The sequence below is a fragment of the Ideonella azotifigens genome (assembly GCF_021043325.1).
Taxonomy (GTDB): Bacteria; Pseudomonadota; Gammaproteobacteria; order Burkholderiales; family Burkholderiaceae_C; genus Ideonella; species Ideonella azotifigens.
In genome coordinates this window covers 88,465-113,524 of the sequence record NZ_JAJNKD010000011.1, presented here as the reverse complement: position 1 = coordinate 113,524, position 25,060 = coordinate 88,465, and the positions used below count along the sequence as shown (strand labels likewise).

At 66.2% G+C, this 25,060-nt stretch carries 19 protein-coding genes; 16 read left to right on the top strand and 3 right to left on the bottom strand.

Annotated elements, in window-relative coordinates:
- The first annotated feature begins 249 nt into the window (after positions 1-249).
- From rimP to LRH25_RS21390, 8 genes are all read left to right on the top strand, one after another.
- Positions 250-852, top strand: a complete 603-nt coding sequence (gene rimP / locus LRH25_RS21425) for a ribosome maturation factor RimP (RefSeq protein WP_141287614.1) — start codon at positions 250-252, stop codon at positions 850-852.
- The gene (gene nusA, locus LRH25_RS21420) at positions 849-2,327 is read left to right on the top strand and encodes a transcription termination factor NusA (RefSeq protein WP_141287613.1); all 1,479 of its coding nucleotides are present in this window, start codon (positions 849-851) and stop codon (positions 2,325-2,327) included. Before rimP ends, nusA begins: the two co-directional genes overlap by 4 nt.
- Before the next feature lie 56 nt (positions 2,328-2,383).
- A complete protein-coding gene (infB, locus tag LRH25_RS21415) occupies positions 2,384-5,338 on the top strand; it encodes a translation initiation factor IF-2 (RefSeq protein WP_231012176.1) in 2,955 nt (984 codons plus the stop codon).
- Between the two features lie 70 nt (positions 5,339-5,408).
- The gene (gene rbfA / locus LRH25_RS21410) at positions 5,409-5,795 is read left to right on the top strand and encodes a 30S ribosome-binding factor RbfA (RefSeq protein ID WP_141289439.1); all 387 of its coding nucleotides are present in this window, start codon (positions 5,409-5,411) and stop codon (positions 5,793-5,795) included.
- Between the two features lie 31 nt (positions 5,796-5,826).
- Complete coding sequence (gene truB, locus LRH25_RS21405) at positions 5,827-6,807, top strand: tRNA pseudouridine(55) synthase TruB (RefSeq protein WP_141289440.1); 981 nt, start codon at positions 5,827-5,829, stop codon at positions 6,805-6,807.
- A 13-nt stretch (positions 6,808-6,820) separates the two neighbouring features.
- The gene (gene typA / locus LRH25_RS21400) at positions 6,821-8,644 is read left to right on the top strand and encodes a translational GTPase TypA (protein WP_141289441.1); all 1,824 of its coding nucleotides are present in this window, start codon (positions 6,821-6,823) and stop codon (positions 8,642-8,644) included.
- Between the two features lie 168 nt (positions 8,645-8,812).
- Positions 8,813-9,706 carry a DMT family transporter gene (locus tag LRH25_RS21395; RefSeq protein WP_231012175.1) on the top strand — a complete coding sequence of 298 codons (894 nt, stop codon included), beginning with the start codon at positions 8,813-8,815 and terminating at the stop codon, positions 9,704-9,706.
- Between the two features lie 98 nt (positions 9,707-9,804).
- A complete protein-coding gene (locus LRH25_RS21390; protein ID WP_141289887.1) occupies positions 9,805-10,974 on the top strand; it encodes an enoyl-CoA hydratase/isomerase family protein in 1,170 nt (389 codons plus the stop codon).
- 269 nt (positions 10,975-11,243) lie between these two features.
- Here LRH25_RS21390 and LRH25_RS21385 read toward each other — a convergent pair whose 3' ends face one another.
- Entirely contained in the window at positions 11,244-13,355 is a 2,112-nt protein-coding gene (locus tag LRH25_RS21385) for a phosphocholine-specific phospholipase C (RefSeq protein WP_141289888.1), read from the bottom strand.
- A gap of 155 nt (positions 13,356-13,510) precedes the next feature.
- Here LRH25_RS21385 and LRH25_RS21380 point away from each other — a divergent pair, with 155 nt between their 5' ends.
- The 3 genes from LRH25_RS21380 (at position 13,511) to LRH25_RS21370 (ending at position 16,791) form a co-directional block, all read left to right on the top strand.
- On the top strand, positions 13,511-14,722 hold the full coding sequence (locus LRH25_RS21380) for an ROK family transcriptional regulator (protein ID WP_231012174.1): 1,212 nt from the start codon (positions 13,511-13,513) through the stop codon (positions 14,720-14,722).
- 100 nt (positions 14,723-14,822) lie between these two features.
- Positions 14,823-15,251, top strand: coding sequence for a hypothetical protein (locus tag LRH25_RS21375; protein ID WP_231012173.1), 429 nt, complete (start codon positions 14,823-14,825; stop codon positions 15,249-15,251).
- 4 nt (positions 15,252-15,255) lie between these two features.
- Positions 15,256-16,791, top strand: coding sequence for a patatin-like phospholipase family protein (locus tag LRH25_RS21370; protein WP_141288288.1), 1,536 nt, complete (start codon positions 15,256-15,258; stop codon positions 16,789-16,791).
- Positions 16,792-16,850: 59 nt separating this feature from the next.
- Here LRH25_RS21370 and LRH25_RS21365 read toward each other — a convergent pair whose 3' ends face one another.
- The gene (locus tag LRH25_RS21365; RefSeq protein WP_141288287.1) at positions 16,851-18,218 is read right to left on the bottom strand and encodes a hypothetical protein; all 1,368 of its coding nucleotides are present in this window, start codon (positions 18,216-18,218) and stop codon (positions 16,851-16,853) included.
- Positions 18,219-18,334: 116 nt separating this feature from the next.
- Positions 18,335-18,697: a GFA family protein gene (locus LRH25_RS21360; protein WP_141288286.1), complete on the bottom strand. Its 363-nt coding sequence runs from the start codon at positions 18,695-18,697 to the stop codon at positions 18,335-18,337.
- A 274-nt stretch (positions 18,698-18,971) separates the two neighbouring features.
- Between LRH25_RS21360 and xylF the strand changes: the two genes are divergently transcribed.
- From xylF to xylA, 5 genes are all read left to right on the top strand, one after another.
- Positions 18,972-20,015: a D-xylose ABC transporter substrate-binding protein gene (xylF, locus tag LRH25_RS21355; protein WP_141288285.1), complete on the top strand. Its 1,044-nt coding sequence runs from the start codon at positions 18,972-18,974 to the stop codon at positions 20,013-20,015.
- Between the two features lie 33 nt (positions 20,016-20,048).
- Positions 20,049-21,293 carry a sugar ABC transporter permease gene (locus tag LRH25_RS21350; RefSeq protein WP_211361415.1) on the top strand — a complete coding sequence of 415 codons (1,245 nt, stop codon included), beginning with the start codon at positions 20,049-20,051 and terminating at the stop codon, positions 21,291-21,293.
- Complete coding sequence (locus tag LRH25_RS21345) at positions 21,293-22,102, top strand: ATP-binding cassette domain-containing protein (protein ID WP_141288284.1); 810 nt, start codon at positions 21,293-21,295, stop codon at positions 22,100-22,102. The genes LRH25_RS21350 and LRH25_RS21345 overlap by 1 nt, the downstream gene beginning before the upstream one ends.
- 61 nt (positions 22,103-22,163) lie before the next feature.
- Positions 22,164-23,633 (top strand): xylulokinase, encoded by a 1,470-nt coding sequence (gene xylB / locus LRH25_RS21340; protein ID WP_231012172.1) that lies wholly within the window; start codon positions 22,164-22,166, stop codon positions 23,631-23,633.
- A gap of 58 nt (positions 23,634-23,691) precedes the next feature.
- The gene (gene xylA, locus LRH25_RS21335; RefSeq protein ID WP_141286190.1) at positions 23,692-25,014 is read left to right on the top strand and encodes a xylose isomerase; all 1,323 of its coding nucleotides are present in this window, start codon (positions 23,692-23,694) and stop codon (positions 25,012-25,014) included.
- Positions 25,015-25,060: the final 46 nt, after the last annotated feature.

Below are 25,060 nucleotides of genomic sequence, written 5' to 3'. Positions count from 1 at the left end.
CAGTGTTCTTCGATATGCTGCCGCAATTCTCGCATGCAGTCAGGCCCGCGGCTTGCCGAAGGTCTGCCTTCGAGCTACAATCAGACTCTTCGCTAGAATTGCACCGAAGCGCTAGAAAGAGTGGGCGGATTTTTCCAGCCCATTTTTTTTGGCGTTTGTGTTTTCAGCTGCGGTTTTCCGCTGCGTGTTTCTGGCGGTCAGGCGTTTCAAGCGCCTTTTTGCTTCTTACTGGAAGGTATTCGCACCCTGATGAGCTGGAGCCAGGCCGTTGATCGTACGGTGACCGGATTGGGCTATGAACTCGTTGATGTCGAGCGATCGGCAGGCGGGTTGCTGCGCGTTTTGATCGACCGGGTGCCCGGTCGGGCCTACCCCACCGGGCCACATGAGTTTGTCACGGTTGAAGACTGTGAGGCGGTGACACGCCAACTGCAGTATGTGCTGGAAGTCGAGAACGTCGACTATGCACGGCTGGAAGTGTCTTCCCCCGGGCTTGACCGGCCGCTGAAGACGGCCGCGCACTACCAGCGCTTTGTTGGCGAGCAGGTGCAGATCACGCTCAAGCTGCCGTTCCAGGGGCGCAAGAAATACGAAGGTGTGCTGCAGAAAGCCGCGGAGGCCGAGCAGGTCGCGCCGTCGGCTGGCGAGCAGGCCACCGCCACGGATGAAGCCGGCTGGCAGCTGGTGTTCAACGATGGCAAGGTCGACCAGGTACTGGACTTCAGCCTGGGCGAAGTGCGCGAGGCCCGGCTGGTGCCGGTGCTGGATTTCAAGGGGCGGCGTGGCAAAGCCACCCCGGCTGTGCCGCAGACGGCGGACGGCGACTCGAACGACGGAGGTCAACAAGAATGAACCGCGAAATGCTGATGTTGGTGGACGCGATCTCGCGCGAGAAGAGCGTGGAGCGCGATGTGGTGTTTGGCGCGGTGGAGGCCGCGCTGGCGTCTGCGACCAAGAAGCTGCACGGTGGTGAAGTGGACATCCGCGTCACCGTTGACCGTGACACCGGCGACTACGAGACCTTCCGCCGCTGGCACGTGGTCCCGGATGAAGCCGGCCTGCAGATCCCCGATGCCGAAATCCTGCTGTTCGAAGCGCTGGAACAAATTCCCGACATCGAGGTGGACGACCACATCGAGGAGCCGATCGAGTCCGTGACCATCGGTCGCATCGGTGCGCAGGCGGCCAAGCAGGTCATCCTGCAGAAGATCCGCGATGCCGAGCGTGAGCAGTTGCTGAATGATTTCCTCGCCCGTGGCGAGAAGATCTTCGTCGGCACCGTCAAGCGCCTGGACAAGGGCGACATCATCGTCGAGTCGGGCCGCGTCGAAGGCCGGCTCAAGCGTGGCGAGATGATCCCCAAGGAGAACCTGCGCTCCGGCGACCGCGTGCGGGCCTTCATGGCCGGCATCGACCCGCTCGCCCGTGGCCCGCAGATCATGCTGTCGCGCTCTGCGCCTGGTTTCATGGTCGAGTTGTTCGCCCAGGAAGTGCCGGAGATCGAGCAAGGCCTGCTGGAGATCAAGAGCTGCGCCCGCGACAGCGGCTCGCGCGCCAAGATCGCCGTGGTTTCGCATGACAAGCGGGTCGACCCGATCGGCACCTGCGTCGGCGTTCGCGGTTCGCGCGTCACCGCGGTGACCAACGAACTGGCCGGCGAGCGCGTCGACATCGTGCTGTGGTCGGAAGACCCGGCGCAGTTCGTCATCGGCGCGCTGGCGCCGGCCAACGTGCAGTCCATCGTGGTCGACGAAGAGCGGCACGCGATGGACGTCGTGGTCGACGAGGAAAACCTGGCGATCGCGATTGGCCGTGGCGGCCAGAACGTGCGCCTGGCCTCCGAGCTGACCGGCTGGCGCATCAACATCATGACGGCCGAGGAATCGGCCGCCAAGCAGGCGGAAGAGTCGGGCTCTATCCGCGCGCTGTTCGTCGACAAGCTCGACGTGGACGAAGAAGTCGCCAACATGCTGATCGGGGAAGGTTTCACCAGCCTCGAGGAAGTGGCCTATGTGCCGCTGCAGGAAATGTTGGAAATCGAAGGCTTCGATGAAGACACCGTCAGCGAGCTGCGCAATCGTGCGAAGGATGCGCTGCTGACGATGGAAATTGCCCGTGAAGAAAAGGTCGACGATGTTTCGCAGGATCTGCGTGACCTCGACGGCCTCAACCCCGCTCTGATCGGCCAACTGGCCGATGGTGGTGTGCACACCCGTGATGACCTGGCCGACCTGGCCGTCGATGAACTGGTCGAGATGACCGGTGTGGACGACGTGCAGGCCAAGGCGCTGATCATGAAGGCGCGTGAACACTGGTTCAACGCCTGAGCGCCCAGCCTACCCGCACGTCCCGCACACGGCACCAAGATCAAGGAAACTCAAGAATGGCTGTGACTACCGTCGCCCAACTCGCCGCGGAGCTGAACCGGCCCGCCGGGACGCTGCTCGAGCAGCTGAAGTCGGCCGGCGTCGCCAAGATTTCGCCTGACGATTCGCTCAACGAATCGGACAAGGAGCGCTTGCTCGACTATCTCCGCATCTCCCACGGCTCCACTGCTGGCGCCGACCGCAAGAAGATCACGCTGACCCGCAAGTCGACCAGCGAGATCAAGCAGGCCGACGCCAGTGGCAAGGCCCGCACCATCCAGGTCGAAGTGCGCAAGAAGCGCACCTTCGTTAAGCGCGACGACATGCCGGGCGGTGTCGAAGATGACGGGGTGGCCGCCGCTGCTGCCGAGGAAGCCGACCTCTCGCGTCGCGAGGAAGAGGCTCGCCTGCAGGCCGAGCAGATTCGCCGGCAGGAAGAAGAGCTGGCCGAAAAGCGCCGCCTGCGTGAAGAGCAGGAGCGCCAGGAGCGCGAGGCCAAGGCCGCCGCTGAAGCCGCTGCCGCTAAGGCCGCCGCCGAAGCTGCCGCGGCCGCCGAAGAAGCCGCTGCCAAGGCCGCCGCTGAAGCCAAGGCTGCTGCAGCCCTGGCCAAGGCCGCAGCGTCTGCATCGGCACCTTCCGGCAAGGGCTCCGCCCGTACCCCCGCGCCAGCACCTGCTCCCGCACCTGCCGTGGTGGCTGCGCCTGCCCCGGCACCGGTGGCTGCCGAGCCGGTTGCCCCGCCCAAGCCCGCGCTGCGCGTGGTGAAGGCGGCCGACACCGAGGCCGAAGAGCAAAAGCGCATGGCCGATCTGGCCGCGCGCCGCCAAAAAGCCGAAGCCGAAGCCTCTGCGATTCGCGACATGATGAATCGCAAGAGCAAGGTGATGATCGCGAAGAAGCCGGAGGAGCCGCCCAAGCCGGTCGAAGTGCCCAAGGAAGGCATCAAGGGCACGATCCACAAGGCCAAGGGCGCGCCTGGCGCACCCGCGACCACGGCCGCCACCGCTGCGAAGCCGGGCGACAAGAAGTCGGTCAAGTCCGAGAAGCTGTCTTCCAGCTGGGCAGACGACGCGAAGAAGCGTGGCGTTGGCGCGGCCAAGCCGCGCACCGACGCCGGCAGCAACCGTCCGGGCTGGCGTGCACCGCGCGGCGGCCGCCGTGGCGACAGCCGCGACATGGGCAACGTCTCGAATTTCCAGGCGCCGATCGAGCCGACCATCCAGGAAGTGCACGTGCCGGAGACCATTTCGGTCGCCGACCTGGCACACAAGATGTCGGTCAAGGCGGGTGAGCTGATCAAGGCCCTGATGAAGCTGGGCCAGATGGTCACCATCAACCAGCAGCTGGACCAAGAGACGGCCATGATCCTGGTCGAGGAAATGGGCCACAAGGCGCTGGCCGCCAAGCTGGATGACCCGGAAGCTTTCTCGGAAGAGGAAGAAGCCGCAGCCTCCGGCGAGGCGCTCTCGCGTGCACCGGTCGTGACGGTGATGGGCCACGTCGACCACGGCAAGACCTCGCTGCTGGACTACATCCGCCGCAGCCGCGTGGCCGCTGGCGAAGCGGGTGGCATCACGCAGCACATCGGCGCGTACCACGTGGAAACGCCGCGCGGCATGATCACCTTCCTGGACACCCCGGGTCACGCGGCCTTCACGGCGATGCGGGCTCGTGGCGCCAAGGCCACCGACATCGTGATCCTGGTGGTCGCGGCGGACGATGGCGTGATGCCGCAGACCAAGGAAGCGATCCACCATGCCAAGGCGGCGGGCGTGCCCATCGTCGTGGCCATGACCAAGATCGACAAGCCGGACTCGAACACCGAACGCCTGAAGGGCGAGCTGGTGGCCGAGCAGGTCGTGCCGGAAGAGTTCGGTGGCGAATCGCCGTTCGTGGGCGTGTCGTCCAAGACCGGCGTCGGCATCGACGAGCTGCTGGAACAGGTGCTGCTGCAGGCCGAAGTGCTGGAGCTGAAGGCGCCGGCGCAGGCAATGGCCAAGGGCATCGTGATCGAAGCCCGCCTGGACAAGGGCCGCGGCCCGGTCGCCAGCGTGCTGATCCAGTCCGGCACGCTCAAGCGTGGCGACGTGATCCTGGCAGGCTCCAGCTTCGGCCGCGTGCGTGCCATGCTGGACGAAGACGGCAAGGCCTTGGCCGAAGCCGGCCCGTCGATCCCGGTGGAAATCCAGGGCCTGACCGAAGTGCCGCAGGCAGGTGATGACTTCATGGTGCTGTCGGATGAACGCCGCGCCCGTGAAATCGCCACCTTCCGCCAGGGCAAGTACCGCGAAGTGACCTTGAACAGGCGCCAGGCTGCAAAGCTGGAGAACATGTTCGAGACCATGGGCCAAGGTGCTGCCCAGGCGCTGCCGCTGATCATCAAGGCCGACGTGCAAGGTTCGCAGGAAGCCCTGGCTTCTTCGCTGCTCAAGCTGTCGACCGACGAGGTCAAGGTGCAGATCGTGCACGCCGCGGTGGGCGGCATCAGCGAGTCGGACGTCAACCTGGCGATCGCCTCCAAGGCCATCATCATCGGCTTCAACACCCGTGCCGACGCGCAAGCCCGCAAGCTGGCCGAGCACAGCGGTGTCGACCTGCGCTACTACAACATCATCTACGACGCCGTGGATGAGGTGAAGGCAGCAATGGGCGGCATGCTGGCACCGGAGCAGCGCGAAGAAGCGCTGGGCACGGCCGAGATCCGCGTGGTCTTCGTGGCCTCCAAGATCGGCACCGTGGCCGGCTCGATGGTCACTTCCGGCCTGGTTCGCCGCAACGCGAAGTTCCGCCTGCTGCGCGACAACATCGTGGTCTACACCGGCGAAGTCGAATCCGTCCGGCGCGAGAAGGACGATGTCCGCGAGGTCAAGGAAGGCTTCGAGTGCGGTATCAAGCTCAAGAACTACAACGACATCAAGGAAGGTGATCAGTTGGAATTCTTCGAGGTCAAGGAAGTGGCACGCACGCTGTAAAAGCGGGGTCGGGTTTCACCCTAGAACCCCGCCGGAAACGGCGGGGTTTTTACTTCCGGAGCACATCCAGATGCGACACAAACGCAACATCCCCAACCGCAGCTTCCGCGTGGCCGACCAGATCCAGCGCGACGTGGCCGAGCTGATCCGCGACCTGAAGGACCCGCGCATCGGCATGGTCACGATCAATGCGGTCGAGGTCACGCCGGACTACGCGCATGCCAAGGTGCTGTTCTCGCTGCTGGTGGGCGATCCGGTTGAGACCGAGATCGCGCTGAACGAGGCTGCCGGCTTTGTCCGCAACGGCTTGTTCAAGCGCCTGGCCATCCACACCGTGCCAACGCTGCACTTCAAGTTCGACCAGACGACTTCGCGCGCTGCCGAACTCAGCAGCCTGATCAACCGTGCCAACGCCACCCGGGCCAAGGACGACGAACCCGGTGGTCCGCAGGACTGACCGAGTTTTCTCTTTTTCCAAGCCAACGCCGATGAATTCCGCCAAGCCCCGCATCCAACGTCGTGCCCTGCACGGCGTGCTGTTGCTCGACAAGCCCATCGGCCTGTCGAGCAACGATGCGTTGCAGAAGGTCAAGTGGCTGTACCGCGCCGAAAAGGCCGGCCACACCGGCACGCTGGACCCGCTGGCCACCGGCCTGCTGCCGATCTGCTTCGGTGCGGCGACAAAGTTCTCGCAGGTCAGCCTGGATGCCGACAAGGGCTACCTGGCCACGCTGCGGCTGGGCCAGACGACCGTGGGCGGCGACCGCGAAGGCGAGATCCTCGCCGAGCGCCCGGTCAATGTCACCGGCGAGCAACTGCTTCATGCTGTCGCCAGTTTCCTGGGCCCGATCGACCAGATTCCGCCAATGCAGTCGGCGTTGAAGAAGGATGGTCGGGCGCTGTACGAATACGCCCGCGCCGGCATCGAGGTCGAGCGTGCAGCGCGCCGGGTCACGATTCATCGGCTGGACATCGTCTCGTGGCAGCCTGACGAGTTGTTGCTCACGCTGGACGTGCGCTGCACCAAAGGCACCTACGTGCGCACGCTGGCCCAGGACCTGGGCGAGCTGCTGGGCTGTGGTGCCCACCTGGCTGCACTGCGCCGCACACACAGCGGCGGGCTGGGCCTGGCGCAGGCCGTGACGCTGACTCAATTGGCCGAGGAGGATGCCGATGCACGCGATGCAAGGCTGCAGCGGCCCGATACGCTGCTCGCTGACTGGCCGGCCCTGAGCCTGCCGGACACCGAAGCGGCCCGTTTTCTCACCGGATTGCGCCGTCGCGTGGCGCTTCCGGACACCCCGGCCGTGCGGGTTTACGGCCCTCAAGGAGCCGAGGGGCCGCTCCCGAGGTTTCTTGGCCCCGATTGCTCCGCTGCCTTTTTGGGCAGTGGCCACATTCTTGCTGGCGAATTGATCGCCGACCGCCTGCTCAGCCCCGTCGAGGTGCAGGCCTTGCTGGTTTCTTAGAAAGACCTCTCCCATGAGCCGACAGATCCGCAACATTGCCATCATTGCCCACGTGGACCATGGCAAGACCACCATGGTTGACCAACTGCTGCGTCAGTCGGGCACCTTCGCCGACCACGAGAAGGTGATCGACACCGTGATGGACAGCAATGCCATCGAACGTGAGCGTGGCATCACCATCCTGGCCAAGAACTGCGCGGTCAGCTGGGAAGGCACGCACATCAACATCGTCGACACCCCGGGCCACGCGGACTTCGGCGGTGAAGTCGAACGTGCGCTGTCCATGGTCGACGGCGTGGTGCTGCTGATCGACGCCCAGGAAGGCCCGATGCCGCAGACCCGCTTCGTGACCAAGAAGGCGCTGGCGCTGGGCCTGAAGCCCATCGTCGTCGTCAACAAGGTCGACAAGCCGGGCGCCAAGCCGGACGCCGTCATCAACGCTGCTTTCGACCTGTTCGACAAGCTGGGCGCCAACGACGAGCAGCTGGACTTCCCCGTCGTCTACGCCTCCGGCATCAATGGCTGGACCTCGCTGACCGAAGGCGCGCCCGGTGAACAGTGGGGCCCGGACATGTCGGCCCTGTTCAACACCGTGCTGCGTCACGTGCCGGCCCAGGAAGGCGATCCGGAAGCTCCGCTGCAGCTGCAGATCTCGGCACTGGATTACTCCACCTTCGTCGGCCGCATCGGCGTGGGCCGCATCAGCCAGGGCACGATCAAGCCGGCGATGGACGTGCTGGTGATGGAAGGCCCGGACGGCAAGGCCACCAAGGGCCGTGTCAACAACGTGCTGACCTTCCAGGGCCTGGACCGCGTGCAGGTCACCGAAGCCGGCCCGGGCGACATCGTGCTGATCAACGGCATTGACGAGATCGGCATCGGCGTCACCGTCACCAGCGTGGCCAACCCGGCTCCGCTGCCGATGCTGAAGGTCGACGAGCCGACGCTGACGATGAACTTCTGCGTCAACACCAGCCCGCTGGCTGGCCGCGAAGGCAAGTACGTCACCAGCCGCCAGATCTGGGACCGCCTGCAGAAGGAACTGCAGAGCAATGTGGCGCTGCGCGTCAAGGAAACCGACGAAGACGGCATCTTCGAGGTGATGGGCCGCGGCGAACTGCACCTGACCATCCTGCTGGAAAACATGCGCCGTGAAGGCTACGAGCTGGCGGTTTCGAAGCCGCGCGTGGTGTTCCACGACGTGGACGGCGTCAAGCACGAGCCGATCGAGCTGGTCACCGCCGACGTGGAAGAAACCCACCAGGGCGGCGTGATGCAGGCACTGGGCGAGCGCAAGGGCGAGCTGGTCAACATGGAGCCGGACGGCCGCGGCCGCGTGCGCCTGGAATACCGCATCCCGGCGCGTGGCCTGATCGGTTTCTCGAACGAGTTCCTGAACCTGACCCGTGGTTCGGGCCTGATCAGCAACATCTTCGATGGCTACGAGCCGCACAAGGGCGAGATCGCCAGCCGCAAGAACGGCGTGCTGATCTCGATGGATGCGGGTGAAATCTTCACCTACGCGCTGGGCAAGCTGGACGACCGCGGCCGCATGTTCGTCAAGCCGAACGATCCGGTCTACGAAGGCATGATCGTCGGCATCCACAGCCGCGACAACGACCTGGTCGTCAACGCAACCCGCACCAAGCAGCTGACCAACTTCCGCGTCTCGGGCAAGGAAGATGCGATCAAGATCACGCCCCCGATCGACCTGACGCTGGAATACGGCGTCGAGTTCATCGAGGACGACGAGCTGGTCGAGATCACGCCCAAGAGCATCCGCGTGCGCAAACGCCACCTCAGCGAACACGACCGCAAGCGCGCCTCCAGGGGCTGAATGGGGCACCCGGTCCCAGGAAATACCTGAGACCACCCGCCGAGCGGGTTGGCGGTGCCGCCTTGGGGCGGCCCGGCGCCGGCCCCGCTCTGCGGTCTCGCTGTGAAAGCCGCCTTCGGGCGGCTTTGTTCTTTTTGACGCGTAGCAGTGATGGAACCAAGACAAGCAATGGGTCACGGCCGAGCCGTGGCGACGATGATGCTGGCCACCTTGATGTGGAGCATCGCTGGCGTGGTCACGCGCCAGCTCGACGCGCCCGGGCTGGCGGCCGAGCAGACCTTCTGGCGTAGCGCCGGTGCGGCCGCGTCGCTGGCGCTGCTGTTGCCGTGGCTGATGGGGCGTGAGGCGCTGCGGCGCTCGCTCACGCAAGGCGGCTGGGCCTTGTGGGCGTCAGCCTTGTGCTGGGCCGTGATGTTCACCGCCTTCATGGTCGCGCTGGCGCTGACCACGGTGGCCAACGTGCTGGTGGCCGAAGCGCTGGGGCCGCTGTTTGCCGCACTGATCGGCCGTGTCACGCTGGGCCATCGCCTGCCGCGGCGCACCTGGGGCGCCATCGCGCTGGCGGGCGCCGGCATTGCCTGGATGTACGGCCCGCAGCTGGCCGGCGCCGAGCCGCGCCACCTGCTGGGCAGTGCGTTGGCCATGGTGCCGCCGCTGGCCGCGGCCAGCATGTGGACGCTGCTGCAGGCCAACGAGCGCAAGCACCCCGGCGCGCGGGTCGACATGCGGCCTGCCGTGATGCTGGGCGCCACGCTCTCGGCGCTGGTCTGCCTGCCCTGGGCCTGGCCGCTGCAGGCCGGTGCGCATGACCTGGCCCTGCTTGGCGGCCTGGGCCTGGTGCAGCTGGCCATTCCCTGTGCGCTGGCCGTGGCGGCCGGGCGGGTGCTGAGCGCGCCGGAAGCTGCTTTGCTGGGGCTGCTGGAAATCCTCTTCGGCGTCGCCTGGGCCTGGGCCAGCGGGGCCGAAGAGCCACCGCCCAGCGTGCTGGCCGGTGGACTGATGGTGCTGCTGGCGCTCGCCGGCAACGAGGCACTGGCAATGCGTGCGCGCCGGGGCACCTGAGCCTGCGGGCGGCACAATGGCCGCCTTGCCCGCTGCAGCTCGGCGGGTCCTCATTGCATCATCAAGACGGGCCTCGACGCCCGCGGAGACACTGTTCCATGACCGCATCCGCTTCTTCTTCGTCTCTGCCCGAGCTGGTCTCCGGCGGCCAGGTGCTGGCCGAGCAGTTGGGCGACATTGGCGTCATCACGCTGAACCGGGCCAACGCTTTGAACGCGCTGTCGTTGGGCATGGTGCGTGACCTGACCACGCTGCTGCTGCACTGGCGCGAGGACCGCAGCGTCAGCGCCGTGCTGGTGCAGGGCGCAGGGCGCGCCGGCAAGGCGCCGGCCTTCTGCGCCGGCGGCGACATCCGCTTTTTCCACCAGGCGGCCCTTGCCGGCAACCCGCAGCTCGAAGACTTCTTTACCGAGGAGTACGCGCTGAACCACCTGATCCACCGCTACCCCAAGCCCTACATCGCGCTGATGGACGGCATCTGCATGGGCGGCGGCATGGGCATCAGCCAGGGCGCCAGCGTGCGCGTGGTCACCGAGCTGAGCAAGCTGGCCATGCCCGAGACCCACATCGGCCTGTTCCCGGACGTGGGCGGCGGCTGGTTCCTGGCGCGCTGCCCCGGCCATACCGGCGAATACCTGGCGCTGACGGGCCAGACGCTGACTGCGGCGGACGCGATTTCGCTGGGCTTGGCGGACGCCCTGGTGCCGTCCGCCGCACTGCCGGCCCTGGTCGCTGCGCTGGCCCAGCCGTCAGCCGTGCCGGGCGGCCCGGCCGACATTCCGCACACCACCGAAGAGATCGCCACCCGCATTGCCGCCGCGCTGAAGCCGCATGCGCAGACGGCAGGCGAGGGCAGCCTGGCCGCGCACCGCAGCGCCATCGACCTGCACTTCAGCCTGCCCACGCTGGCCGCCATCGAAGCCTCGCTGGCCTCAGACGACTCCGAGTTCGCCAAAGCCACGCTGGCCACGCTGCACCACCGCTCGCCGATGATGATGGCCGTGACGCTGGAACTGGTGCGCCGCGCCCGCAACATGACGCTGGCCGACGACCTGCGCCTGGAGCGCGACCTCGTGCGCCACTGCTTCCAGCTGCGACCCGGCACTGCCAGCGAAACGGTCGAAGGCATCCGCGCACTGGCCGTCGACAAGGACCATCACCCGCACTGGAACCCGCCGCACATCGCGGACGTGACGCCCGAACTGATCGCCCCGTTCTTCGCCAGCCCGTGGCCGGCGCACGTGCATCCGCTGCGCGAACTGGACTGACGGGCAGGGGGCGAGCCTTGAAGCGGCCCCCGCCATGGTTCAAACAAATGGGGTCAGAGTCAATTTATCTGGGCACTCAAGCGGCGCCGCAATGAGGTATCTCAAGATAAATTGACTCTGACCCCATTTGTTTGTGCGCCAACCTTGCCAGGTCTTTGAACGGATCCGCTCCGAGAGCCGGGCTGATCTGGAACGAAAAAGGCCTCGCGTTGCGGCGAGGCCTTTTGCTTGTTGAACAGCCTTGTGTTCTCACAAGGCTGGGAGCTTCATCAAGCTTTCAATTGCAAGCCACCCATCATCGGATCGCTGATGCTCGGCTTGCCGTTTTCGATGTGGCCGGCCAGTTGCACCAGGAAGCCGGTGTCGCCGTCCACGCGCACGCTCACGTCGTACCAGCCCGAGGTCTTCACCAGGTTCCAGCTGACCGTGCCGGAAGCGCCGGCATGCAGCTTCAGGCTCTGGCTCTTGCGGCCGTAGGCGTCGGCCAAGCGCACTTCCACCGAGCGCGGGCTGGTGTTGGTGATGTTCAGCGTCAGCAGCTGTTCATCGGCCGCGGTGTACTGCGCCTCGACCTGCAGCAGCGCCTTGCCGTCGCCACCTGTGCTGCCCTGGAAAGCGCGGTAGAAGCCGTTCGGGCCGTGCACGGCCAGCTTGTACTGGCTGTTCTTGGCGGCCCAGCTGCCGCTCAGCGACTTGCCGGCGCCCACGGTGTAGCTGCGGGGTGCGTCCTTGCCATGCAACGCGTCGCGCACGTGGAACACGGCGGCCTGGCTGCCGAGGTTGTTGAAGCCGACCTGGTAGCTGCCATCGGCCGCCACGGCGCCGCTGGCATGCAGCACGTAGGGCAGGGGGCGCGCGTTGCGCACGCCGGTTTCCTGCACCGGCAGCGTCGGGTCGGTCGGTGCCACCACGTCGTAGTTGTCGTGGCGCACCAGGTCCGGCGGCAGGTAGGCGGTGGTGCTGGGCAGAGCCGGCAGCTTGACGTTGGGCTTGGCGAAGTTGAAGGCGCTGGTCAGGTCGCCGGTCACCGTGCGGCGCCACGGGGTGATGTTGGTTTCGGTCAGTGCCGGGTTGCCCTGGCCGAAGCGGGCTTCGAGGAAGCGGATCACCGAGGTGTGGTCGAAGACCTGCGAGTCGACCCAGCCGCCCTTGCTCCACGGCGAGACGACGATCATCGGCACGCGCATGCCCAGCCCGTAAGGCGCCTTGGGGTGGCTGTCGTCGCCGTGGAAGATCTCGTTCTTGATGCTGACGGTGGAGGCGCCCAGCTTGTCGTTCATCGGCGGCGTGGGTGGCACCATGTGATCGAAGAAGCCGCCTTCTTCGTCGTAGTTGATGAACAGCACCGTCTTGCTCCAAACGTCCGGGTTGGCCGTCAGCGCGTCCAGGAACTGCGAGATGAACCAGGCGCCGTAATCGGCCGGGTGGTTCGGGTGCTCGCTGTAGGCCTCGGGGGCAACGATCCACGACACTTGCGGCAGCCGGTTGTTGGCCACGTCGTCACGGAACTGCACCACCAGTTGCATCGGGTCGCGGTTTTGCGCGTCGATGTTGGTGCCGGTCTTGGCCTTGTCGGCCAGCGGCGTGCCCGGTTGCGCGTTCTGGTACTGGTGGAAGTAGAGCAGCGAGTTGTCGCCGTAGTTGCCGATGTACGGGTCGCTGGTCCAGCCCCAATAGCCGGCAGCGTTCAGGCCCACGCCCACGTCCTGGTAGATCTTCCAGCTGATGCCGGCGGCTTCCAGGCGTTCCGGGTAGGTCTTCCAGTCGTAGCCGGCCTCGGCATTGGTGATGACCGGGCCGCCACCCGCGCCGTCGTTGCCCACCCAGCCGCTCCACAGGTGGTAGCGGTTCGGATCGGTCGGGCCCATCAGCGAGCAGTGGTAGGCGTCGCAGACGGTGAAGGCATCGGCCAGCGCGTAGTGGTACGGCAGGTCCGCGCGTTGGTGGTAGGTCATCGCCGAGAGGCCTTTGTTCGGCACGAACTGGTCCTGGCGGCCGAGGTTCCACGCGGCGTGGGTGTCGTTCCAGCCGTGCGGCGGGTCCGGCAGGAAGGTCAGGCCCAGGTTGTCCACCGGCGGGCGGAAGGGCATCACCAGGTTGCCGTCGGCGTCCTTCTGGTACCAGACCGGCTGGCCCGAGGGCAGCGTGACCGCGCGCGGGTCGGCAAAGCCGCGCACGCCGCGCAGCGTGCCGAAGTGGTGGTCGAAGGAGCGGTTTTCCTGCATCAGGATCACGACGTGCTCGACGTCGTTGATCGTGCCGGTCTTGCTGTTGGCGGGAATTGCCAGCGCGCGCGCGATGCTGGGCGGCAGCGCGCCAGCGGTGGCGGCGCCGGTGGCCCCGAGCAAATGCAGGAACTGGCGACGATTGGTTTCGGTCATGTGGCTGGCCTTGAGGGTTGGCAAAGTGCGCGCAGGCTAGGCCTTGTGTTTGACAACAGCGTGTCGTGTACAAGACGGTTACCGTTGCGCGCGGCCACGCCGCCCATTCGCTGCCACTTGCTGCCGGCGAATAAGTCTATGATTCGAACTAATTAATGGCCAACGTTTCCCAGCCCCGCTCCGATGGTGTCGCCACTGGCGACCAAAGCCTGCTCAAGCGCATCAACAGCGCTGCCTTGCTGCGGCTGGTCAAGACCGGCAGCGGCCTTTCACGTGCGGACCTGGCCAAGCGCAGCGGCCTCACCAAGTCCACCGTCAGCCTGCTGGTGCAGGAGCTGATTGACGACGGCTGGATCCGCGAGGCCGAGGTGCCGGTGTCCGGCGCCATCGGCCGCCGACCCACGCCGCTGGAGATGGACAACAGCCGCCTCGCGCTGCTGGGCGCCGAGATTGGCGTGGACTACCTCAACGTCGTCGCCTGCGACCTGCAGGGCCGCGTGCTGGCCGAACAGCTGCAGCCCTACGCGCCGGGCGAGCTGCCGGCCACGCTGGCCGCGCTGTCTGCCATGCTGGCCCAGCAGGACAAGGCACTGGCCCAGCAAGGCCGGCGGCTGCTGGGCGTGGGCGTGGGCATTCCGGGCACGGTGGACGCCGCCGGCCGGCGCATTGGCGTGGTGCCCAACCTCGGCTGGGCCGGGCAGGAGATTGCCGCGCCGCTGGCTGCGTTGCTGGCCGAGGCGGGGGTTCGCGCAGCGCCGGTGAAGGTGCTCAACGAGGCGAATGCCGCGGCGCTGTCCGAATACGTCTTCGGCGAGGGCGAGGGCATCCACCCCGATTCGCTGATCTACCTCAGCCTGGGCATTGGCGTGGGCGGCGGCATCGTGCTGGGGGACCGCCTGCACCTGGGCCATGACGGCAGCGCCGGCGAAGTCGGCCACACCATCCTGCAATTGGACGGCCCGCCCTGCCGCTGCGGCAGCCGCGGCTGCGCCGAGGCTTTCGTGTCGCAGCGCGCCGTGAGCCTGGACCTGACCGGCGCCACCGCGCCCATCCTGCCGATTGCCGAGCTGGTGGCGAAGGTCACCGCCGGCGAACCCGCGGCCGTGGCCGCCACCGAACGCGCCGGCCGCTACCTGGGCATGCTGATGCAGAACATCTGCAACGCGCTGGACCCGGCCGTCATCGTGCTCGGCGGCCCCATGGGCCAACTCGGCGCACCGTACCTCGCCACGGCCCGCGCCAGCTTCCAGGCCCTGCAAGGCCGCTACGCCTTCCACAGCACCGAAGTCCGGCTGTGCCGCTTCGGGCTGAACGCCTGCGCGGTGGGCGCTGCCGGCGCGGTGCTGCACGACGCCTTGCTGGCCTGAGAGCCGCCTGACACCTTCCTGCCGAAGCCCCCCACATGGGTGGCAGACATGGCCAGGGTCGCGTGCCAGGATGCAGTACTCTGGTGCCAGGGAGCAGGCCATGTCCATCGAGTACATGCTGGTCATTTGCCCGGACCAATGTCCGGTCCGAGCGGACGGCAACGGCGTCGGCTTCACCAACCACACGCTGCTGCTGCCATCCGACGAATACACCGTCACGGTCGACACGCAGGGTTGCGTGCCCGAGAGTGTGGACGTGGTGCTCTCCGGGACCTCGCTGATGCGGCCCTGCGTGGTGATCTTCACCCGCGCACCAGCCACGCTGGCAGCACCTTTGCCGGCGCCACTGCCTGTGTCCAAACCAGCCTCTGTGCCAGCACCTTCGCCCGTCCCGCCGCCCACGCCTGCGCCGGCGGTCGCCGCCAAGTCGGCTCCTGTGCCCACGCCGGCCCCGAAGCCTGCGGCCCCAGCGGTCGCCACGGCCAAGCCCGCCGTCAAGACTGCATCCACCGCACCGAAGAAGGCCTGACGCAATGCTGCTGCCTTCTTCTCATCGCCTCGCCTGGCTGCTCGCGGCTGTGCTCTGCACCGGCTGCGCCAGCACCCGGTTCGAAAACACGCCACTGTCCACCGCCGAGCCCAACCCCGAGCGACGCAGCATCGATGTTTCAGACGCACAGCGCCCGCTGGTGCTGATTGCCATTTCCGGCGGCGGTTCGCGCGCTGCAGCGCTGGGCTGGACCATCCTGCGCGAGCTGCGCGACCAGACCATCAGCACCGGCGGTGGCGCGCCGCACAGCCTGGCCGACGACGTGGGCGTGGTCTCTTCCGTCTCCGGCGGCAGCGTCATTGCCGCGCACTTCGCGCTGGCTGGCAAGGAAGGCCTGGAAGACTTCCGCCAGAACTTCCTGGTGCCCGACAACATGGAAATCATCGCCGCCGATTTCCTGAACCCGTTCGCCATCCTCGGCCGCTCGTTTGCAGGCGAGTCCCGCACCGACGCGATCCGCGACATGTTCGACCGCGAGCTGTTCCACGGCAAGACCTTCGCCGCCGTCAACCAGCCCGGCAAGCCCTACCTGATCCTGAACGCCACCGAGATGTCCACCGGCGAAGTCTTCGCCTTCACGCCCGGCCGCTTCGACGACATCTGCGCCAGCCTGGACGACCAGAAACTCTCGGTCGGCGTGGCCGCCTCGTCTGCCGTGCCCATCGCCGTTGCCCCCATCGCGCTGACCAACTTCTCCGGCCCCGGCTGCCCCGCCAAGCCCGCGTCCAGCTGGCCCGAAAAAGAAGTCCGCAAGACCTACAGCCCCTTCATCAACCTCGAAGCCTTCAAGCGCGCCCGCTACGCCGTCGACCTGCGCCGCTCCAACGACACCGCAGGCCCCAGCGACCCGCCGGACTTCGCCCAGCGCCGCCGCATCCCCTACGTCTACCTGCTGGACGGCGGCATGGCCGACAACCTCGCGGTGCACGGCCTGATGGAAGTCCTCTCCGCGCCAGACGGCCCGCACCTCATTGCCAACCCGCTGCCTGGCACCACGATGACCCCCGGCAGCCTGCTCGCCGCCATCAATGGCGGCGCCTTGCGCACCGTCGTCGTCATCGTCATCAACGCACGTGCCGAACCGGCCAACGACCTCGCACTGCAAGCCACGCGCCCCGGCATCATCCCGATGATCAGCGCCGTCACCTCGCAGCCCATCGACTCCGCCACCACCAGCATCGCCAGCCAGATGTCAGTGCTGATGGCCCAGTTCAACGCCGCATCCGGCGGCGCCACCGGCGACCCCAAATTCACCGGCCTGCGCGTCTACCCGGTGATGATCGACTTCGACCAGTTGCCCGTCGCCACACCCGAGCAACGCGCCCTGCGCGAGAAGGTCAAGAACGTGCCAACCAGCTGGAAGATCACGGCGGGGAATCTGGAGGCGATCCAGCAGGCCGGCACGGTGCTGCTGCAGCGGCATCCTTGCTACGAGCGGCTGCTGTTGGACTTGTCGGCGCCGGCGTCGTTTGTGGATGCGAATTGGGCGAGGACGGGGTGCCGGTTTCCGAGCGATTGATTCACCTCAACTTGGGTGAAAAATCAGCGTCGGTGGATGGTCCGGCCTGAGAAGCCAGTTCAGCGAAATGGCGCATTTCCATTTGCTCGCCACAAGAAGTAGGCGGGATTTTCCTTGGTCGAGACGCGGTACTCCTCATACGTTCTGAACCCAGCGTAGCCCGCGCAAAGGGAGCCAAGAAGGCTGGTACCGGAAGTAGGGATGGCCGCGGCGAAGCTGGCAAGTCCCCCAATGCCGCTGAGCACGGCTTTACGTTTAAGACGTCGAATCGTACTGTCCACCTCGGTCAACTGAATATCTACAAGCTCGTGCATGGCATTTTCAGTTTTAAGGCGGCGCTTCTCAGGATCGAGTTCGAGCCTCAGTTCTCGAAAGTGCTTTTCGAGTTGCTTTCTGAATCGTCTGAAGACCTCTTCGTCTGCGCGAGCTGCCATCAGGTTCGCCATGCTTACGCCATCGAAAAACGGAACGTTGAGATTGAGAACCCCAGTTGCCGTCGATGAATCAATGCTGCTGCCAGATACATCGCCGGTAGCCTCTAAAACTGATGCCGAAATGCCCGAACGAACGAGACATTGAGCTCCGACTTGCGAGGACCAGCGCACTGTGCGGGCCAGCGCATCGAAGTGATTACGAGCCGAACTATTGATGGATTGCGCCACCCATGCATCGAACGACTCTTTGGTCGGAGGATCCGCGGGCATTCTCATCGCCACCTGGACCGTACCAGCTTTGCGGTCTACTTGAAGGACCTCTTGCTCGACGAGGTTGTAGACGAATGAACCTCCGGATCGACCGGGCTCAAAGTCAATGTGGATGCGCCGGCCCACCTCCAGATGATTCAGGATGAGCAGACCTCGGGACGAGGGGCGCATTGATCGTACCGTCGCAGCCGCTTTGTACAAATCAAGGATGTGACGCGGTAAGATTCCCTCGAATCCGTCGTCTGGCGCGTAGATCGGAAGAGACGAGGGAGCCTCCTCTTCGAGTGAAGTCGGCAAGAAGAGGACATAGCCTGCTGCGACCAAGGGCCTGGCCTCCAGCATCTGCTGTGCTGCTTCCGCGATTGACCGCCGATCCAAACTGCTTGGATCTGGCATTTCAAATGCGGCTGTAAAGGCTGCCGTCGATTCATGTTTGGGATGGGTGAGAGCAAATAGAGGATCAGCGCAAACAACTGTGTCAAGGTAGAACGCCGCCTGCTTGAGAAATCGTCTATCTACATCGGCGCCAACGTAGACCCGGAGCTTGCCGTCTTCGGGTGCAGCTTCTTCGACCAGGGTGTCTCGATGCTGCAGGCAGTACTCCCTGTAGCGCAGAAGTTCCACAGCAAGAGCCGCCTCTGAAAGACTTTTGAATTGCTCCCGAATCAGTCCCGGGTCAAACAGCAGACTGTCATTCAAGAAGCTGTAAACGATGGACCCCATCTTTCCCTCTCTCAAGCTGCGTCGTGAATGGCGCATCATCGTCGAAGGGCCTCGTGGCTGAGAATTTTTCTCAGACCCTGCCGAGGGGCAGCCGCCCCGCGAGTTCATTTCCGGATTCACTCATCAACAAACGTCCACGTCTCCGCCCCATCAAACCGTCGCACCCTTACCGCCGCAATCAACGCCGGATCGAAGTTGCCCAAGTTGATGCCTTGGCGGGGGCAGGCAACCGGGTCCATGGGTTCCCAGTGGGTGACGACGCCGCAGGTGCGGCAGCGGATGTTGCGCAGCGTGCGGTCGCCCCAGATGTATTCGGTGGTGCACTCGGGGTGGCCTTCGATCTTCACCGTGCCTAGCGGGAAGTAGACCCAGGGGCCGCCGCTGCGGCGGCAGAGGGAGCAGTTGCAGGCCGTGGCCACCTCCGGCGTGGAGGGCAGGGTCAAGCGGACTGCGCCGCAGTGGCAAGCGCCTTGGTGCATCGGTCGGGCTCCGTTGAACGAGGGGAGGGCATTGCTCGCAGGACAGCCGAGCCGCGCATGAAGTTCGATTCTGCGAGTGGTCCGCTGCGCAGCCAAGCCCGAACGAGGCATGCCCCCGGAAAACCCCCAGCCCGCGCGTCTTGACGCGGTCACGATCCGAAGATATTGTTTGTTCGTCGATCAAACTAAATAAGCGAACCGATCGGCGCTTCGTTTGCGGAGCTTCGCGAAGACGTGCTGCCGTCGCGCTGACGGTGGTCAAGGAGACAGACAGATGACCCTCAACACATTTGCGGCGCGGCTGCTGCTGGCAGGCCTGCTGGGCGCTTCGGCGCTGGCACAGGCCAAGGACATTGTGGTTGGCGTGTCCTGGTCCAACTTCCAGGAAGAGCGCTGGAAACGCGACGAGAGCGCCATCAAGGCGGCGCTGGAGAAGCTGGGCGCGAAGTACATCAGTGCGGACGCGCAGGGCTCGAACGAGAAGCAGCTGGCGGACGTGGAAGGGCTGATCACGCGCGGTGCGAATGCGCTGATCGTGCTGGCCTATGACGCCGACGCGGTGCTGCCCGCAGTGCGCAAGGCCAAGGAAGAGCACATCCCCGTGCTGGCCTACGACCGGCTGATCCAGGACACCGGCGTGCTGTACCTGACCTTCGACAACGTCGAGGTCGGCCGCATGCAGGCGCGCGAGGTGCTGAAGGCCAAGCCGGCTGGCAACTACGTGTTCATCAAGGGCTCGCCCACCGATCCGAACGCCGACTTCCTGCACGCTGGCCAGTTGGAGGTGCTGAAGGCGGCCATTGCAGGCGGCAAGATCAAGGTTGTCGGCGAGCAGTACACCGAAGGCTGGTCGCCCGAGATCGCGCAGAAGAACATGGACCAGATCCTCACGCGCAACAGCAACAAGGTGGACGCGGTGGTCGCCTCGAACGACGGCACGGCCGGCGGCGCGGTCGCGGCGCTGAAGTCGCAGAACCTGCGTGGCATCCCGGTTTCCGGCCAGGACGCCGATATTGCCGCGCTGAACCGCGTGGCCCGTGGCGAGCAGACGGTCACCGTGTTCAAGGACACGCGTACGCTGGGCGAGGCCGCGGCCCGCTTCGCAGTGGCGATGGCCAAGGGCACGGCCCCTGCGGCGGTGCAGGGCGCAGCCATCTGGAGCGGCGGCACCAAGAAGCTGGCCATTCCGTCGGTCTTCCTGAAGCCCGTGGCCATCACCACCGACAACCTGGACTACGTGGTCTCGGCCGGCTGGGCGACCAAGGCCCAGGTCTGCGGCGGCGTGGACGCTTCCAGCGGCCCCAAGGCTTGCCGTTGAACGGTTGAGCGAAGCAAGCAAGACGCACCCACCATGACCACCCTGAGCCGCCCCACGGCGTCCACCCTGCGGCCTTCGCTGCAGGGCTTTTTCCAGAAGACCGGCTTCGACCCGCGCTTCACCTCGATGCTGCTGGTGCTGCTGGCTGTCTGGGTGGGCCTGGGGCTGTTGACCGAAGGCACCTTCCTGTCGCCACGCAACCTGTACAACCTGTCGATCCAGACCTGCGTCACTGGCGTGATGGCCTGCGGCATGGTGTTCCTGATCGTGGCGAGGCAGATCGACCTCTCGGTCGGCTCGCTGCTGGCGTTCAGCGGCATGCTGATCGCCTACACCCAGGTGGTGCTGTTCCCGCCGGAGGCCGGCTGGGGCTGGCCGCTCAGCATCGTCGCCGGCCTGGCCGGTGGGCTGCTGGTGGGCGCGTTCCAGGGCTGGTGGGTGGCCTACCGCCAAGTGCCGGCGTTCGTCGTCACGCTGGCGGGTTACCTGATGTACCGCGGCGCCGCCTTCCTGGTGGCCGACGGGCAGACGCTGGCCCCGCTGGCCCCTGACTACCAGTTGCTGGGCGGCGGCCTTTCGGGCGCCATTGGCCCGCTTTGGAGCAGCGTGCTGGGCCTGCTGGCCTGCGTGTTCGTGGTCTGGCAGCGGGTGCAAGTGCGCCGCAGCCGCACGGCTTACGGCGCCGATCAACTGGCGCTGTGGGCCGACGGCCTGCGCGTGCTGCTGCAGTGCGGCGCCATCATCGGCTTCGTGTGGGTGATGAACAGCTACACCGCGTTCAATGCGCAGCAGGAGCGGGTGGGCAAGGGCATTGCGGTGCCGGTGCTGATCCTGATCGCGGTGGTGCTGGCGATGAGCTTCGTCGCCACGCGCACCCGCTTCGGCCGCTATGTGTTCGCGATGGGCGGCAACCCTGACGCTGCGCTGCTCTCGGGCATTCCCACGCTGCGCGTGATGCTCACGCTGTTCATGCTGATGGGTGCGCTGGCGGCGCTGGCCGCGGTCATCACCACCGCTCGACTGAATGCCGGTGCCAATTCGATCGGCCAGATGGCCGAGCTGTATGTGATTGCCGCCTCAGTGATCGGTGGCACTTCGCTGGCCGGCGGCGTGGGCTCCATCGCCGGTTCGGTGGTGGGTGCGCTGCTGATCCAGAGCCTGGACAACGGCATGGTGCTGATGGACGTGTCCAGCGCCAAGCGGCAGATCTGCATCGGCCTGGTGCTGATCGGTGCGGTGTGGTTTGACGTGGTCTACAACCGCAGGAGCAGCCGGTGATGCGCGATAACTTTTCCGGGCTGCCGCGGCTGGTCGAGGTCGACCGCGTCAGCAAGCATTTCGGCGGGGTGATGGCCGTGGACGACGTCAGCTGCGACCTGCGGCCGGGCGAGGTCGTTGGCCTGCTGGGGCACAACGGCGCCGGCAAATCCACCCTCATCAAGATGCTCTCAGGCGTGTACGCGCCAGACAGCGGCGAGTTCCGGGTCGAGGGCAAGCCGGTGGCCTTCGCCAGCCCGCGGGACGCCCGCGCCGCCGGCATCGAGACCATCCACCAGACCCTGGCGCTGGCCGACAACCTGGACGCCGCCGCCAACCTCTTCCTCGGCCGCGAGCTGATGACGCGCTGGGGCACGCTGGACACGCCGCGCATGGAGCACGAGGCGCGGCAGATCATCGCCAAGCTGAACCCGCATTTCACGCAGCTGCACCGGCCGGTGAAAGCCATGAGCGGCGGCCAGCGGCAGACGGTGGCGATCGCCCGCGCGCTGTATTTCAACGCCCGCATCCTGATCATGGACGAGCCCTGCGCCGCCCTCGGTCCGGCCGAGACCCGCATGGTGATCGACACCATCCACCGCCTGAAAGCGCAAGGCATCGGCATCTTCCTGATCAGCCACGACATGCCGGATGTGTTCGAGGTCTGCGACCGCGTGACGGTGATGAAAAACGGCCACGTCGTCGGCACCGAGGCGGTGGCCGATGTCACGCAGGACGAGGTGCTGGGCATGATCATCGGCGGCCGCCAGCCGGCGCACCGCACTGCACGCAACCCCGATCTGCAACCGGTTTTGGCGACTGGAACCTGAGTCCCACGACTTCGTTACCCCGTGCCTGCGGCTTGAAACAGGCACCTCAAGAAAGCCCTCGATGTTCATTGGCATGGACCTCGGCACGTCCGAGTTGAAGCTGCTGCTTTTGGATGAGCGCCACCAGGTGCTCGCCACCGCCAGCGAGCCGCTGCAGGTCTCGCGCCCGCAGCCGCTGTGGTCCGAGCAGGCGCCGGGCGACTGGTGGACCGCGACCGACGCAGCCATGGCGCGCCTGGCCGCTGCGCAGCCCGAGGCCATGCGCCGCGTGCGCGCCATCGGCCTGTCCGGCCAGATGCACGGCGCGGTGGTGCTGGACGCCAACGACATGGTGCTGCGCCCGGCCATCCTGTGGAACGACGGCCGCAGCGGCGCCGAATGCGAATGGCTGATGCAGACGCAGCCGCAGCTGCCGGCCATCGCCGGCAACCTGGCGATGCCGGGCTTCACGGCGCCCAAGCTGGTCTGGCTCTCGCGCCACGAGCCGGCGTTGTTCGAGCGCATTGCCAGCGTGCTGTTGCCCAAGGACTGGCTGCGGCTGCAGCTCACCGGCGACAAGGTCAGCGACATGTCCGACGCGGCCGGCACGCTGTGGCTGGACGTGGCGCGGCGGGATTGGTCGGACGAGCTGCTGGCTGCCTGTGGACTGAGCCGCAGCCACATGCCGCGGTTGGTGGAAGGAAGCGAAGTCAGCGGCCGGCTGAGGCTTTCGCTGGCGCAGCGCTGGGGCCTGCCGGCGGACGTGCTGGTGGCCGGTGGTGGTGGCGACAACGCGGCCAGCGCGGTCGGCATTGGCGCGGTCAAGCCAGGGCAGGGCTTCCTGTCGCTGGGCACCTCGGGTGTGCTGTTCGTCTGCAATGACCGCTTCCGGCCCAACCCGTCTTCCGCTGTGCACGCCTTCTGCCACGCGCTGCCGGGCCGCTGGCACCAGATGAGCGTGATGCTGTCTGCCGCAAGCTGCCTGGCCTGGGCCGCCAAGCTCACCGGGCAGCCCGACGTGGCCACGCTGCTGGCCCAGGCCGCCACCTTGAGCGAAGCCGAGAAGGCCGCCGCGCCATTGTTCCTGCCTTACTTGTCAGGCGAACGTACGCCGCACAACAACCCGCACGCCAGCGGCTCGCTGACCGGCCTGACGCATGAACACGGCCCGGCCCACATCGCCCACGCGGTGATGGAAGGCGTGGCCTTTGGCCTGCGCGACGGCTGGCGCGCGCTGGCCGCAGCCGGCACCGAAGTGGGTGAGCTGTCGCTCGTGGGCGGCGGCGCCCGCAGTGCGCTGTGGGCGCAGATGCTGGCCTCCACGCTGGACCTGCCGCTGGTCGGCCATGCGGGCAGCGAAGCCGGTGGCGCACTGGGCGCCGCGCGGCTCGGCTGGCTGGCCGCGGGCGGGGATGAGGCGCAGGTGTGCATCGCGCCGCCCGTGGCCCAGCGTTGGTTGCCGGACCCGGCAGAACGCGAGCGCCTGCTGGCCCGCTACGCGCGATTCACCTCGTTGTACCCGGCGCTGCATGCCGCAGTGCCGACGCACTGAACCGTCCCTTTTCGTCCTTCTTCCTTCACGTCCGCCCGCGGGCAGAAAGCAAGCCACCATGAGCACCGATTCCTCCTACTTCGCCAGCGTGGCGCCCGTCCGTTACCAAGGCCCTGCCAGCGAAGACCCGCTGGCCTTCCGCTGGTACGACAAGGACCGTCTGGTGCTGGGCAAGACCATGGCCGAGCACCTGCGTTTTGCCGCCTGCTACTGGCACAGCTTCGTCTGGACCGGGCTGGACCCGTTTGGCGGCGACACCTTCCAGCGCCCGTGGTTCAGCGGCGGCAGCCCGATGGAGCTGGCCGCGCTGAAGGCCGAGGCCGCCTTCGAGTTCTTCAGCAAGCTCGGCGTGCCGTACTACTGCTTCCATGACCGCGACGTGGCCCCCGAAGGTGCCACGCCGCGCGAAACCCTGGCCAACTTCGAGCGCATGGTCGAGAAGCTCGCGGCGCACCAGCAGCGCACCGGTGTGAAACTGCTGTGGGGCACGGCCAACCTGTTCAGCCACCGGCGCTTCATGTCTGGCGCCGCCACCAACCCGGACCCGGAAATCTTCGCAATGGCCGCCACGCAAGTGAAGGCCGCGATGGACGCCACCAAGCTGCTGGCCGGCGAGAACTACGTGCTCTGGGGCGGCCGCGAAGGCTACGAAACCCTGCTCAACACCGACCTGCCGCGCGAGCTGGACCAGCTCGGCCGCTTCCTGAACCTGGTGGTCGAGTACAAGCACCGCATCGGCTTCGAAGGCACCATCCTGATCGAGCCCAAGCCGCGCGAGCCGACCAAGCACCAGTACGACTTCGACGTCGCCACCGTCTACGGCTTCCTGTGCCGCTACGGGCTGGAGAAAGAGGTCAAGGTCAACATCGAAGCCAACCACGCCACGCTCTCCGGCCACAGCTTCGAGCATGAAATTGCCACCGCGCAGGCGCTGGGTATCTTCGGCAGCCTGGACATGAACCGCGGCGACGCCCAGCTCGGTTGGGACACCGACCAGTTCCCCAACAACCTGCCCGACACCTCGCTGGCGCTCTACCACGTGCTCAAGGGCGGCGGCCTCACCACAGGCGGCCTGAACTTTGACGCCAAGGTCCGCCGCCAGTCCATCGACGCCGTCGACCTGTTCCACGGCCACGTCGGCGCGATGGACCACTGCGCCCACGCACTGGAAATCGCAGCCCGCATGTTTGAGGAAGGCCGCCTGGCCGGCGCCGTCGACCAACGCTATGCCGGCTGGCGCGAACCGTTTGGCCAACAGGTGCTGGAGGGCAAGGTGACGCTGGAGGCGCTGTCCGAACATGTGCTCTCGCGCAACCAGGACGTGCTGCCGGTTTCGGGCCGGCAGGAAGCGATGGAGAACCTGGTCAACAGGTATCTGTGAGCCCGAGGCGAGTGCCAATGTCGCTCGCCTTGGCCATACAGCCTAT

Excerpts from the sequence above, each read along its gene's own strand:
- LRH25_RS21385 (WP_141289888.1), bottom strand. The coding sequence starts at position 13,355 with ATGACCGAAACCAATCGTCGCCAGTTCCTGCATTTGCTCGGGGCCACC.
- xylB (WP_231012172.1), top strand. The coding sequence starts at position 22,164 with ATGTTCATTGGCATGGACCTCGGCACGTCCGAGTTGAAGCTGCTGCTT.
- LRH25_RS21370 (WP_141288288.1), top strand. The coding sequence starts at position 15,256 with ATGCTGCTGCCTTCTTCTCATCGCCTCGCCTGGCTGCTCGCGGCTGTG.
- LRH25_RS21350 (WP_211361415.1), top strand. The coding sequence starts at position 20,049 with ATGACCACCCTGAGCCGCCCCACGGCGTCCACCCTGCGGCCTTCGCTG.
- LRH25_RS21345 (WP_141288284.1), top strand. The coding sequence starts at position 21,293 with ATGCGCGATAACTTTTCCGGGCTGCCGCGGCTGGTCGAGGTCGACCGC.
- LRH25_RS21380 (WP_231012174.1), top strand. The coding sequence starts at position 13,511 with ATGGCCAACGTTTCCCAGCCCCGCTCCGATGGTGTCGCCACTGGCGAC.
- infB (WP_231012176.1), top strand. The coding sequence starts at position 2,384 with ATGGCTGTGACTACCGTCGCCCAACTCGCCGCGGAGCTGAACCGGCCC.
- rbfA (WP_141289439.1), top strand. The coding sequence starts at position 5,409 with ATGCGACACAAACGCAACATCCCCAACCGCAGCTTCCGCGTGGCCGAC.
- LRH25_RS21395 (WP_231012175.1), top strand. The coding sequence starts at position 8,813 with ATGGGTCACGGCCGAGCCGTGGCGACGATGATGCTGGCCACCTTGATG.
- truB (WP_141289440.1), top strand. The coding sequence starts at position 5,827 with ATGAATTCCGCCAAGCCCCGCATCCAACGTCGTGCCCTGCACGGCGTG.
- LRH25_RS21360 (WP_141288286.1), bottom strand. The coding sequence starts at position 18,697 with ATGCACCAAGGCGCTTGCCACTGCGGCGCAGTCCGCTTGACCCTGCCC.
- typA (WP_141289441.1), top strand. The coding sequence starts at position 6,821 with ATGAGCCGACAGATCCGCAACATTGCCATCATTGCCCACGTGGACCAT.
- xylF (WP_141288285.1), top strand. The coding sequence starts at position 18,972 with ATGACCCTCAACACATTTGCGGCGCGGCTGCTGCTGGCAGGCCTGCTG.
- LRH25_RS21390 (WP_141289887.1), top strand. The coding sequence starts at position 9,805 with ATGACCGCATCCGCTTCTTCTTCGTCTCTGCCCGAGCTGGTCTCCGGC.
- xylA (WP_141286190.1), top strand. The coding sequence starts at position 23,692 with ATGAGCACCGATTCCTCCTACTTCGCCAGCGTGGCGCCCGTCCGTTAC.
- rimP (WP_141287614.1), top strand. The coding sequence starts at position 250 with ATGAGCTGGAGCCAGGCCGTTGATCGTACGGTGACCGGATTGGGCTAT.
- nusA (WP_141287613.1), top strand. The coding sequence starts at position 849 with ATGAACCGCGAAATGCTGATGTTGGTGGACGCGATCTCGCGCGAGAAG.
- LRH25_RS21365 (WP_141288287.1), bottom strand. The coding sequence starts at position 18,218 with ATGGGGTCCATCGTTTACAGCTTCTTGAATGACAGTCTGCTGTTTGAC.
- LRH25_RS21375 (WP_231012173.1), top strand. The coding sequence starts at position 14,823 with ATGTCCATCGAGTACATGCTGGTCATTTGCCCGGACCAATGTCCGGTC.